We start from the raw sequence: 12,400 nt of genomic DNA on the forward strand, positions 1-12,400 counted from the left end.
TCCACCTACTTTAAATGTGTGTATCCACTTTTCGTTAATTGCTTTATCTCTTCCTGTGATTGAATAAGAACACGAGGTTCCTCTGCTTCACGAACATAGCCGATCTGCTTAATCGTTGTATTTTCCTGGTGAGCAATTTCCTGTACCCTCGGCCAATGCTCTTCTGAAACTGTTCCTAAAAGCTCAAAATCCTCTCCACCTGACAGCTTCCATTCATACTGCTGCTCTTCAGAAAACTGATGAAAGGTTGGAGACACAGGAATCCTCTCTTCTATAATAATAAGCTCCACTCCGGAAGCCTCTGCTATTTCATTCGCTTCATTTGAAATTCCGTCGCTAATATCATTTAACGCTACCCGGCCTATTTCCCGTAAGCCTAAGGCAAATGCTGCTCTTGGCTCCGGTAACCGGTGGCGTTTTATATAATAGTCTTTATCCTTACATTTCTGCTGATGCAGCAGTATCTCAAGTCCAGCTCTTGAATCGCCTAATGTTCCTGTCGCAAAGATAATATCTCCCGGCTTGGCATGGCTTCGATACCTTGCTCTTTCTTTTGCCACATAGCCAATTGCCGTAATCGAGATCATTAAACGATCACTCGATACCGTATCTCCGCCAATTAAATCCATTTGATACATTGACGCAAGCTCATTCATTCCCCGATAAATTCCCTCTAATGCCTCCTGGTTCCATTTTTTTGGAATACACATAGAAACCAGATAAAAGACAGGCTTTGCCCCCATTGCTGCTAAGTCACTAATATTTGCAGCCAGCACACGATAACCAATATGAAAAGGCTCCATCGTCTCTAAAGAAAAATGAATATCTTCCACAAAAGTATCTACTGTTGTGACAATGTCTGAAGTACTGCGAAAAACGGCAGCATCATCGCCAATTCCTTTGATCAATGTCTGCTGATTATATATTTTTGGTTTAATGGCATTAATAAATGAAAATTCATCCACGATATCACCAATTCCTTTATTAATCTATTACTTATCATAGCAAATCAAAGGAAAAAAATAAAAATTTATGTCATAAAAATAAATACAAATTATTGCTTTGGAATGTTTTGCTTATTTATAGGCTGATTAACCATACTGCCTCATTTATGGCATTAAAAAAACACATGTTTCTTAGCGGAAACCATGTGTTGCAGTTTATTATTATTTTAAAAATCATGGCGGTCCGGACGGGACTCGAACCCGCGACCTCCTGCGTGACAGGCAGGCATTCTAACCAACTGAACTACCGGACCTAAGTATGTAACATTTCACTGTTTATCCAGTACTTCGATGGTGAATCTGGATCTTATTTGGTTGCGGGGGTAGGATTTGAACCTACGACCTTTGGGTTATGAGCCCAACGAGCTACCGGACTGCTCCACCCCGCGATATGAATAATTAGTATTTTTTTCAATTCCTTATTTAAGGACAAGATTTATTATATCTTCTTTTAAGGAATAATGCAATACTTTTTTAAAACTTTTTTATTTTTATTTGCTTATCTATAAGTTTATCCAGAATGTGTGTTGATTATAACTGTTAAAAATATAATAGTTGAACTAATTGACTCGTCAGATTTGTTAACACAACCACGTACCATCAGATCATATGAAAATTACTTTTATATAAAAAATAATGGAAGCACCCCATATAACGGAAATAAAAAACGCTTATTCTGTCTATTAGACTAGACAGAATAAGCGTTTTTCACAGTCTGTTGCGGAGAATAATAAATCTTAAGGAATCCATTTTTTGTTCATCAGCTTCTCTTATTAATGCACATATTTTTTTATGACCAGCGTCTGTACAATCATAAACATTCCACCAACAGCCCAATACAAAGGCAAAGCTGCAGGTGCATTTAAGGAGACGAGACCAATCATAATTGGGGATATAAAGCTCATAATAGCCATTTGCTTTCGCTGAGCTTCATCCAGACCGATAAGACTTACTCTTGCCTGCAGATAATAAATAAGTACTGCAAAAACAACAAACAAAATATCGGTTTCTCCTAGATTAAACCACAGAAATGAGTGTTCAGCTATTTCCGGGGTCCGTCTGATAGCATAATAGAATCCCAGGAGAATAGGCATCTGAATGATCAGCGGCAAACACCCTATAGCCATTTTTACAGGGTTAAAATCATGCTTTTTATAAACCTCACTTAGCTCTCTCTGCATACTTAACTGATCTTCTGTACTGCTTTTCCCTTTATATTTCTTCTGAATCTCATCCATCTCAGGCTTCATTACTGCCATTTTCTTTTGAGAGTCCTTACTATTCTTTGACTGCTTAATAAAGAATGGCATTAATACAAATCGGATAATAATTGTAATCAATACAATAGCAATCCCATAGTTCCCCTGAAGCAAAGAAGCAATCTTTTTTATCAACAGAGAAAAGGAATATACAAAATAATGATCAAAGAACCCTGTTGATGAACTGTCAATAGGCGTGTTATTCACTCCACACCCTGCAAGTACAAAGACAAGCAATAGTACTAAAATTAAAAACCTGTATTTTTTAAAGGCTGTGAGTAAGCCATGTTTTTCCATAATTGTCCTCCTCTTATTTTAAACTCATTTTTAAAATAAGAGGATACATTGTCTATTTTGTCATCTTTTTGATCTATTCTTTTAAATGTGATGATAAGCCAAATCATAAAGGGTTCATTAATAATTAATGTCTTCCCCATTTGATTGATATTAATTTTAATATTTTGATGTCTGCTGCCAAAGGAATATTCATAGATAACCGGAGTATTATGGTGCAGATTAACAAAATACATAATTCCCATTGTCATCAAAACAACACCAAAATACATATAAAAGATGGAAGAATCTATAAAAGTATTATTAAACAACTCTAAAAACATAGTTACTCACCTCCTTTACTAATTTAGAAGTTAACATTTAAGCTGGTTATAATTATATCAAAAAAATAAAGGATTTCCTATCTGCAGCTACTTCAAGAAAAAAAGCAGATTATTATTGTTTTTACTTTTTGTATTACTTTGGGCCATAGAGTAAAATAATATTAAAATCCCCGACAACATTTACACTAAAGGAGCTGGTGAAAAATGACAGTATATATTGCATTGTTACGGGGTATTAATGTAGGCGGAAAAAATAAGATTAAGATGGCGGAATTACGGGAATCCCTTAAAGCAACAGGTTTAGAAAACGTTCGAACGTATATACAGAGCGGAAATATCTTATTTCAATCAGATAAACAGACAAATCAGCTTAGAAAATTAGATATTCAATCTACAACTCGTAATTGGAAAACAGTCAATAAATTGGCGGCAATGTCTAAAATAATGGAATAAATAGACTCGGGTGAAAATATTTAAATACTTCTTATCAGCCGCAGTAATACTTACTTATTCAAAAAAAGTTAAGCATAACTATGCTTAACTTTTTTCAATGTGCCTGGCAACGTCCTACTCTCGCAGGGGGAAGCCCCCAACTACCATCGGCGCTGAAGAACTTAACTTCTGTGTTCGGCATGGGAACAGGTGTGACCTCTTCGCTATCGCCACCAGACAAAACAATATGTAACTTGAAGATGTTTCCTTAAAAACAAGGACAAGTTATATTATATGCATTTTAGAATAAAAATGCAACACTTTTTTTAAAAATTTGCACCCTGAAAACTAAATAAGAGTAACATGACATCAAAAACTTAGATAAGTCCTCAATCGATTAGTATCCGTCAGCTGCATGTGTCGCCACGCTTCCACCTCGGACCTATCAACCTCATCGTCTCTGAGGGATTTTACTCACTTGAAGTGATGGGAAGTTTCATCTTGAGGGGGGCTTCATGCTTAGATGCTTTCAGCACTTATCCTTTCCACACGTAGCTACCCAGCTATGCTCCTGGCGGAACAACTGGTACACCAGCGGTGTGTCCATCCCGGTCCTCTCGTACTAAGGACAGCTCCTCTCAAACTTCCAACGCCCACGACGGATAGGGACCGAACTGTCTCACGACGTTCTGAACCCAGCTCGCGTACCGCTTTAATGGGCGAACAGCCCAACCCTTGGGACCGACTACAGCCCCAGGATGCGATGAGCCGACATCGAGGTGCCAAACCTCCCCGTCGATGTGAACTCTTGGGGGAGATAAGCCTGTTATCCCCGGGGTAGCTTTTATCCGTTGAGCGATGGCCCTTCCATGCGGAACCACCGGATCACTAAGCCCGACTTTCGTCCCTGCTCGACTTGTAGGTCTCGCAGTCAAGCTCCCTTCTGCCTTTACACTCTACGAATGATTTCCAACCATTCTGAGGGAACCTTTGGGCGCCTCCGTTACCTTTTAGGAGGCGACCGCCCCAGTCAAACTGCCCGCCTGACACTGTCTCCGAACCGGATTACGGTCCTGGGTTAGAATGGTCATACAGTTAGGGTGGTATCCCACGGGTGCCTCCACGTAAGCTGGCGCTCACGCTTCAAAGGCTCCCACCTATCCTGTACAAACTGCACAAACATTCCATATCAGGCTACAGTAAAGCTCCACGGGGTCTTTCCGTCCTGTCGCGGGTAATGCGCATCTTCACGCATAGTATAATTTCACCGGGTCTCTCGTTGAGACAGTGCCCAAGTCGTTGCACCTTTCGTGCGGGTCGGAACTTACCCGACAAGGAATTTCGCTACCTTAGGACCGTTATAGTTACGGCCGCCGTTTACTGGGGCTTCGGTTCAAAGCTTCGCTCCGAAGAGCTAACTCTTCCCCTTAACCTTCCAGCACCGGGCAGGTGTCAGCCCCTATACTTCGCCTTTCGGCTTCGCAGAGACCTGTGTTTTTGCTAAACAGTCGCTTGGGCCTATTCACTGCGGCTCACTCACAAGTGAGCACCCCTTCTCCCGAAGTTACGGGGTCATTTTGCCGAGTTCCTTAACGAGAGTTCTCCCGCTCACCTTAGGATTCTCTCCTCGCCTACCTGTGTCGGTTTGCGGTACGGGCACCTATGATCTAACTAGAGGCTTTTCTTGGCAGTGTGAAATCAGGAACTTCGGTACTCTATTTCCCTCCCCGTCACAGCTCAGAAATATATCAGACGGATTTGCCTGTCTGACTTCCTCGCATGCTTGGACGCACATCCATCAGTGCGCACTCCTTATCCTCCTGCGTCCCCCCATTGTTCAAACGATCATGAGGTGGTACAGGAATATCAACCTGTTGTCCATCGCCTACGCCTGTCGGCCTCGGCTTAGGTCCCGACTAACCCTGAGAGGACGAGCCTTCCTCAGGAAACCTTAGGCATTCGGTGAAAGAGATTCTCACTCTTTTTTCGCTACTCATACCGGCATTCTCACTTCAAAGCGCTCCACCAGTCCTCACGGTCTGACTTCTCTGCACTTTGAACGCTCTCCTACCATTGTTCGTAAGAACAATCCGCAGCTTCGGTAATACGTTTAGCCCCGGTACATTTTCGGCGCAGCGTCACTCGACCAGTGAGCTATTACGCACTCTTTCAATGATGGCTGCTTCTAAGCCAACATCCTGGTTGTCTGTGCAACGCCACATCCTTTTCCACTTAACGTATATTTTGGGACCTTAGCTGGCGGTCTGGGCTGTTTCCCTTTCGACTATGAACCTTATCACCCATAGTCTGACTCCCAAGTTGAAGTAACTGGCATTCGGAGTTTGACTGAATTCGGTAACCCGGTAGGGGCCCCTAGTCCAATCAGTGCTCTACCTCCAGTACTCACTATCTTGAGGCTAGCCCTAAAGCTATTTCGGAGAGAACCAGCTATCTCTGTGTTCGATTGGAATTTCACCGCTACCCACACCTCATCCCCGCATTTTTCAACATACGTGGGTTCGGGCCTCCAGTCAGTGTTACCTGACCTTCACCCTGGACATGGGTAGATCACACAGTTTCGGGTCTACGACCGCATACTCCTTCGCCCTATTCAGACTCGCTTTCGCTACGGCTCCGTGTCTTCCACTTAACCTTGCATACGATCGTAACTCGCCGGTCCATTCTACAAAAGGTACGCCGTCACCCATTAACGGGCTCCGACTACTTGTAGGCACACGGTTTCAGGTTCTATTTCACTCCCCTCCCGGGGTGCTTTTCACCTTTCCCTCACGGTACTGGTTCACTATCGGTCACTAGGTAGTATTTAGCCTTGGGAGATGGTCCTCCCGGATTCCGACGGAATTCCACGTGTTCCGCCGTACTCAGGATACACTCCGGAGGAAATTCCTTTTCAACTACAGGGCTGTTACCTTCTTTGGCTGACCTTTCCAAGTCGATTCATTTAAAGAATTTCTTTGTAACTCCAATGGAGTGTCCTACAACCCCAGGAAGCAAGCTTCCTGGTTTGGGCTCTTTCCGTTTCGCTCGCCGCTACTCAGGAAATCGATTTTTCTTTCTCTTCCTCCAGGTACTGAGATGTTTCAGTTCCCCGGGTCTGCCTCATCTACCCTATGTATTCAGATAGATGTCCTGTTCCATTACGAACAGTGGGTTCCCCCATTCGGAAATCCCCGGATCAAAGTTTACTTACAACTCCCCGAGGCATATCGGTGTTAGTCCCGTCCTTCATCGGCTCCTAGTGCCAAGGCATCCACCGTGCGCCCTTATTCACTTAACTAAGTTGATGAATAAGTTTGCTGATTACAATGTAATCAGTTGTGTTGCTATATCAATAGCTTTTTTGCCTTATTTCTAAAGTTTGATGTCGTTGTTACTCTTATTTAGTTTTCAAGGTACAAGCTTCCACACGGATGTGGTGACTTCTGTGTTGTCACACGGACGTGACGTTTTTAACAGAAGTTCCTTGAGAGATTGCTCTCTCAAAACTGAACCAAACAACCATGTACGAAGGCCCACACGATGTGGGTCATGCCGATGTTGCCACAGGACGTGGCGAACTTAATCGACGTTCCTTTTTAATCCTTAGAAAGGAGGTGATCCAGCCGCACCTTCCGATACGGCTACCTTGTTACGACTTCACCCCAATCATTCGTCCCACCTTCGGCGGCTGGCTCCAAAAGGTTACCTCACCGACTTCGGGTGTTACGAACTCTCGTGGTGTGACGGGCGGTGTGTACAAGACCCGGGAACGTATTCACCGCGGCATGCTGATCCGCGATTACTAGCGATTCCGGCTTCATGTAGGCGAGTTGCAGCCTACAATCCGAACTGAGAACGGTTTTATGGGATTTGCTTGACCTCGCGGGCTTGCTTCCCTTTGTTCCGTCCATTGTAGCACGTGTGTAGCCCAGGTCATAAGGGGCATGATGATTTGACGTCATCCCCACCTTCCTCCGGTTTGTCACCGGCAGTCACCTTAGAGTGCCCAACTAAATGCTGGCAACTAAGATCAAGGGTTGCGCTCGTTGCGGGACTTAACCCAACATCTCACGACACGAGCTGACGACAACCATGCACCACCTGTCACTTTGTCCCCGAAGGGAAAGCTCTGTCTCCAGAGGGTTCAAAGGATGTCAAGACCTGGTAAGGTTCTTCGCGTTGCTTCGAATTAAACCACATGCTCCACCGCTTGTGCGGGTCCCCGTCAATTCTTTTGAGTTTCAGCCTTGCGGCCGTACTCCCCAGGCGGAGTGCTTAATGCGTTAACTTCAGCACTAAGGGGCGGAAACCCCCTAACACCTAGCACTCATCGTTTACGGCGTGGACTACCAGGGTATCTAATCCTGTTCGCTCCCCACGCTTTCGCTCCTCAGCGTCAGTTACAGACCAGAGAGTCGCCTTCGCCACTGGTGTTCCTCCACATCTCTACGCATTTCACCGCTACACGTGGAATTCCACTCTCCTCTTCTGCACTCAAGTCCTCCAGTTTCCAATGCACGTTTACGGTTGAGCCGCAAGATTTCACATCAGACTTAAAGAACCGCCTGCGAGCGCTTTACGCCCAATAATTCCGGACAACGCTTGCCACCTACGTATTACCGCGGCTGCTGGCACGTAGTTAGCCGTGGCTTTCTGGTCGGGTACCGTCAAGGTACGATCAGTTACTATCATACTTGTTCTTCCCCGACAACAGAGTTTTACGATCCGAAAACCTTCATCACTCACGCGGCGTTGCTCCGTCAGACTTTCGTCCATTGCGGAAGATTCCCTACTGCTGCCTCCCGTAGGAGTCTGGGCCGTGTCTCAGTCCCAGTGTGGCCGATCACCCTCTCAGGTCGGCTACGCATCGTCGCCTTGGTGAGCCGTTACCCCACCAACTAGCTAATGCGCCGCAGGCCCATCTGTAAGTGACAGCAAAAGCCGCCTTTCAACTTATCATCAGGAGATCATAAGTATTATCCGGTATTAGCTCGCGTTTCCGCGAGTTATCCCAGTCTTACAGGCAGGTTGCCTACGTGTTACTCACCCGTCCGCCGCTCGTTCCACGAACGTCCCTCCGAAGAGTTCTGTCCGCTTCCCGCGCTCGACTTGCATGTATTAGGCACGCCGCCAGCGTTCGTCCTGAGCCAAGATCAAACTCTCCATAAAAGTGTTTGTATTCTTTAGCTTTCAGAAGTCAACTTCTGACTTAAATATTCAAGAAAAACGAGGTGTTTTTCTTCTTTCGTACTGGTTGTTTTGTTCAGTTTTCAAAGAGCAATTTCTTCGTCGCTTTTAAAAACAGCGACCAAATTAATATATCATGTTTTAAAATCATTGTCAACAACTTTTTAAAAGTTATTGAGTGGGCCTGAGTGGACTCGAACCACCGACCTCACGCTTATCAGGCGTGCGCTCTAACCAGCTGAGCTACAGGCCCATAATCTTTATGGAGCGGGTGAAGGGAATCGAACCCTCATCATCAGCTTGGAAGGCTGAGGTTTTACCACTAAACTACACCCGCTTATATAAATGGAATTTTTAAAATTTCTTCTGGTCGGGAAGACAGGATTCGAACCTGCGACCCCTTGGTCCCAAACCAAGTGCTCTACCAAGCTGAGCTACTTCCCGATGGCGCGCCCGAGAGGAGTCGAACCCCTAACCTCTTGATCCGTAGTCAAACGCTCTATCCAATTGAGCTACGGGCGCATTATAATCGAACTTTTATATACTATCACATCTCTTAAATCAATGCAATAATTATTAAAAATTAATTTTCCAATCAATCTTTCAATCGCTTGTGCAATCAATCGACTTTTAATACTATAGCATGTCCTTATCATTGATGCAAGAGGAAATCCTCAAAAAAATATAATCAAACTATTCTTTCAAAAAAAGGCTCCCTCTTTCTATTTTTGACAGCTATTTCAATTCGGAAAATCAAACTTTTAAGCTTCCTCTTTTATAGAAGTATATTAAGTCATAAAATAATAACACCACTACTTGTTATTGAATAGTACTGAACAAAATGCTATAGTAAAATTAATCAGCTTATTACCTAACCTATAAAGAGGGTGACTTTAGTGACTGCACAATTTAAAAAAGGGGTTCTTGAACTATGTGTATTAGTACTGCTTGATAAACAAGATTTCTATGGATATGAGTTGATTAAACGTATTACGGATAAAATCGAAATATCAGAAGGATCTGTCTATCCTGTGTTACGCCGGATATTGAAACAGGGGTATTGTACAACTTATCTTAGAGAGTCCACAGAAGGACCGAGCAGAAAATATTATCATTTAACAGATGAAGGGCAAGATTACCTCCTGGAACTTAAAGAAGAATACGAGAAATTCACACGAGGCGTTGATTCGTTAATGAAGGAGGAGAATAATGAATAAATTAGATTTTTTAGAAGAACTTCGCTACTACTTAAGAAACTTATCATCACAGGATCAAAAAGAGATTATTCAGGATTTTGAAGAGCATTTTGAAATGGGTCGGTCTGAAGGAAAAACAGATGAAGAGATTGTTCGTTCGCTGGGTTCTCCACAACAGATTGCGAAAGACCTGCAATCTACACAACAATATGAAAAAGTGCCGGCAAATCATTCTGCACAAAATCAATCCCCCAGAATAGGTATAATCATTGGACTTTTTTTCTTCAATCTTATTATTGTCCTTGGTCCTTCTATCGGTATTGCCGGGACAATTCTAGGCATATGGGTTGTTGCTTTTTCTTTTGTCGCACAGCTTTTTATAGCTGGTTTTCAATGGATTATCCACCCTGAATCTTTTTATCTATTTGAACTGTTTGCCTCCATTACACTGGCAGGGTCAGGATTATTAANATTATAATCGAACTTTTATATACTATCACATCTCTTAAATCAATGCAATAATTATTAAAAATTAATTTTCCAATCAATCTTTCAATCGCTTGTGCAATCAATCGACTTTTAATACTATAGCATGTCCTTATCATTGATGCAAGAGGAAATCCTCAAAAAAATATAATCAAACTATTCTTTCAAAAAAAGGCTCCCTCTTTCTATTTTTGACAGCTATTTCAATTCGGAAAATCAAACTTTTAAGCTTCCTCTTTTATAGAAGTATATTAAGTCATAAAATAATAACACCACTACTTGTTATTGAATAGTACTGAACAAAATGCTATAGTAAAATTAATCAGCTTATTACCTAACCTATAAAGAGGGTGACTTTAGTGACTGCACAATTTAAAAAAGGGGTTCTTGAACTATGTGTATTAGTACTGCTTGATAAACAAGATTTCTATGGATATGAGTTGATTAAACGTATTACGGATAAAATCGAAATATCAGAAGGATCTGTCTATCCTGTGTTACGCCGGATATTGAAACAGGGGTATTGTACAACTTATCTTAGAGAGTCCACAGAAGGACCGAGCAGAAAATATTATCATTTAACAGATGAAGGGCAAGATTACCTCCTGGAACTTAAAGAAGAATACGAGAAATTCACACGAGGCGTTGATTCGTTAATGAAGGAGGAGAATAATGAATAAATTAGATTTTTTAGAAGAACTTCGCTACTACTTAAGAAACTTATCATCACAGGATCAAAAAGAGATTATTCAGGATTTTGAAGAGCATTTTGAAATGGGTCGGTCTGAAGGAAAAACAGATGAAGAGATTGTTCGTTCGCTGGGTTCTCCACAACAGATTGCGAAAGACCTGCAATCTACACAACAATATGAAAAAGTGCCGGCAAATCATTCTGCACAAAATCAATCCCCCAGAATAGGTATAATCATTGGACTTTTTTTCTTCAATCTTATTATTGTCCTTGGTCCTTCTATCGGTATTGCCGGGACAATTCTAGGCATATGGGTTGTTGCTTTTTCTTTTGTCGCACAGCTTTTTATAGCTGGTTTTCAATGGATTATCCACCCTGAATCTTTTTATCTATTTGAACTGTTTGCCTCCATTACACTGGCAGGGTCAGGATTATTAATCTTTATAGTAATAAATTATGTTACAAATGCAGCTATCCGTATATTTTCTAAGTATATTGCATTCAATGTCCGTTTAGTGAAAGGAGAGGATCGAGCATGATAAAAGGAAAAAGAATTATCATTTTAGCGATTTTCCTGCTTCTTATTGGAATTATTGGCATGGTTACCACCTTTTCATCTTACAAACAATCTGCTTTCTATGAAGAATCCAAATCTATTCCTATCGATACTAATGAGATAAATGAGATTGAAGTGGATGCTGAAAATACAGAAATACGGCTTCAAGCAGCTAACGGCGAAAACCCGAGAGCAGAATATACTGCAACGAGGAAAAAGATTAAAGATCAAGAGCTCCATACATCGGTTGATGGGGGTAAATTAATGATTCAAATTGAAGAAAACTCTTTCTCTTTCTTCGATTTAGACTTTCTGTTTCGTTCCAAAGCTACATTAGATATTTTTGTACCTGAGGATATAATAGATAAAATAAATGCGAAAACAACAAATACAAAAATTGCTGCTGTTAATCTGCAGGTTGATGCGTTACAGCTTCATACAAGTAATGGAAGAATTGAAGGTGAAAACATAGAAACTTCCTTACTTGATATGCAATCATCCAACGGAAGAATTGAATTGAATAATATACAGGGAGATACAAATGTTAGAACTTCAAATGGAAGAATTACTTTAGAGAATGTCGTCGGTGAAGTGAAAGCAGATACGAATAACGCCAAACTAGCCCTACATTCTATACAGGGAAATGCAAATGTAAAAACAACAAATGGTAAAATTGATTTGCAGAATATTTCCGGGGAAATTACAGCAAAAACGAATAATGCAGCAGTAACTATTGCAACAAAAGGATTTGATTATCCAATGGAACTAGAAACAAGTAATGGAAAAATCACTATAATTTCTGATCAAAAACCTGAAAATGCCACCTTTGATTTGCGTACAAATAACGGATCCATTCGTGTATTCGATTCTAAGGATTGGGATATCACATACGGGAATGGAGAGACGTTAATTAAAGCCCATACAAGTAACGGTGGAATTACGATTGAATAAAACAGGCTTTTCACTTATATT

At 41.7% G+C, this 12,400-nt stretch carries 8 protein-coding genes, 6 tRNA genes, 3 rRNA genes and 1 pseudogene; 6 read left to right on the forward strand and 12 right to left on the reverse strand.

Annotated elements, in window-relative coordinates; genetic code table 11:
* Positions 1-5: 5 nt before the first annotated feature.
* From thiL to BN1068_RS18605, 5 genes are all read right to left on the reverse strand, one after another.
* A complete protein-coding gene (gene thiL, locus BN1068_RS18585) occupies positions 6-965 on the reverse strand; it encodes a thiamine-phosphate kinase (RefSeq protein WP_077604343.1) in 960 nt (319 codons plus the stop codon).
* 216 nt (positions 966-1,181) lie between these two features.
* A tRNA-Asp gene (locus BN1068_RS18590) sits at positions 1,182-1,258 on the reverse strand.
* A 58-nt stretch (positions 1,259-1,316) separates the two neighbouring features.
* A tRNA-Met gene (locus BN1068_RS18595) sits at positions 1,317-1,393 on the reverse strand.
* Between the two features lie 384 nt (positions 1,394-1,777).
* On the reverse strand, positions 1,778-2,560 hold the full coding sequence (yidC, locus tag BN1068_RS18600; RefSeq protein WP_077604344.1) for a membrane protein insertase YidC: 783 nt from the start codon (positions 2,558-2,560) through the stop codon (positions 1,778-1,780).
* Positions 2,512-2,880 carry a hypothetical protein gene (locus BN1068_RS18605; protein ID WP_077604345.1) on the reverse strand — a complete coding sequence of 123 codons (369 nt, stop codon included), beginning with the start codon at positions 2,878-2,880 and terminating at the stop codon, positions 2,512-2,514. The genes yidC and BN1068_RS18605 overlap by 49 nt, the downstream gene beginning before the upstream one ends.
* 204 nt (positions 2,881-3,084) lie before the next feature.
* Here BN1068_RS18605 and BN1068_RS24105 point away from each other — a divergent pair.
* Positions 3,085-3,255 (forward strand): annotated as a pseudogene (locus tag BN1068_RS24105) (DUF1697 domain-containing protein); the annotation flags it as partial.
* 179 nt (positions 3,256-3,434) lie between these two features.
* On the opposite strand, the gene rrf reads toward BN1068_RS24105, so the two are convergent.
* From rrf to BN1068_RS18645, 7 genes are all read right to left on the reverse strand, one after another.
* Positions 3,435-3,550 (reverse strand): 5S ribosomal RNA (gene rrf, locus BN1068_RS18615).
* Between the two features lie 139 nt (positions 3,551-3,689).
* Positions 3,690-6,610 (reverse strand): 23S ribosomal RNA (locus BN1068_RS18620).
* A 309-nt stretch (positions 6,611-6,919) separates the two neighbouring features.
* A 16S ribosomal RNA gene (locus BN1068_RS18625) occupies positions 6,920-8,481 on the reverse strand.
* The 16S, 23S and 5S rRNA genes sit together here with 4 tRNA genes alongside, the layout of an rRNA operon.
* 197 nt (positions 8,482-8,678) lie before the next feature.
* A tRNA-Ile gene (locus BN1068_RS18630) sits at positions 8,679-8,752 on the reverse strand.
* Between the two features lie 10 nt (positions 8,753-8,762).
* Positions 8,763-8,836, reverse strand: a tRNA-Gly gene (locus BN1068_RS18635).
* Between the two features lie 30 nt (positions 8,837-8,866).
* Positions 8,867-8,943 (reverse strand) — tRNA-Pro (locus tag BN1068_RS18640).
* Between the two features lies 1 nt (position 8,944).
* Positions 8,945-9,021: transfer RNA gene (locus BN1068_RS18645), tRNA-Arg, on the reverse strand.
* A 374-nt stretch (positions 9,022-9,395) separates the two neighbouring features.
* Between BN1068_RS18645 and BN1068_RS18650 the strand changes: the two genes are divergently transcribed.
* The 5 genes from BN1068_RS18650 (at position 9,396) to BN1068_RS18670 (ending at position 12,379) form a co-directional block, all read left to right on the forward strand.
* Positions 9,396-9,716, forward strand: a complete 321-nt coding sequence (locus BN1068_RS18650; protein ID WP_077604347.1) for a PadR family transcriptional regulator — start codon at positions 9,396-9,398, stop codon at positions 9,714-9,716.
* On the forward strand, positions 9,709-10,173 hold the full coding sequence (locus BN1068_RS18655; RefSeq protein ID WP_077604348.1) for a DUF1700 domain-containing protein: 465 nt from the start codon (positions 9,709-9,711) through the stop codon (positions 10,171-10,173). Before BN1068_RS18650 ends, BN1068_RS18655 begins: the two co-directional genes overlap by 8 nt.
* 367 nt (positions 10,174-10,540) lie before the next feature.
* Entirely contained in the window at positions 10,541-10,861 is a 321-nt protein-coding gene (locus BN1068_RS18660; protein WP_077604347.1) for a PadR family transcriptional regulator, read from the forward strand.
* Entirely contained in the window at positions 10,854-11,411 is a 558-nt protein-coding gene (locus BN1068_RS18665; protein WP_077604349.1) for a DUF1700 domain-containing protein, read from the forward strand. Before BN1068_RS18660 ends, BN1068_RS18665 begins: the two co-directional genes overlap by 8 nt.
* On the forward strand, positions 11,408-12,379 hold the full coding sequence (locus tag BN1068_RS18670; RefSeq protein ID WP_077604350.1) for a DUF4097 family beta strand repeat-containing protein: 972 nt from the start codon (positions 11,408-11,410) through the stop codon (positions 12,377-12,379). Before BN1068_RS18665 ends, BN1068_RS18670 begins: the two co-directional genes overlap by 4 nt.
* The last annotated feature ends 21 nt before the right edge of the window (positions 12,380-12,400 follow it).

This window comes from Oceanobacillus sojae (genome assembly GCF_900162665.1).
GTDB lineage: Bacteria > Bacillota > Bacilli > Bacillales > Amphibacillaceae > Oceanobacillus > Oceanobacillus sojae_A.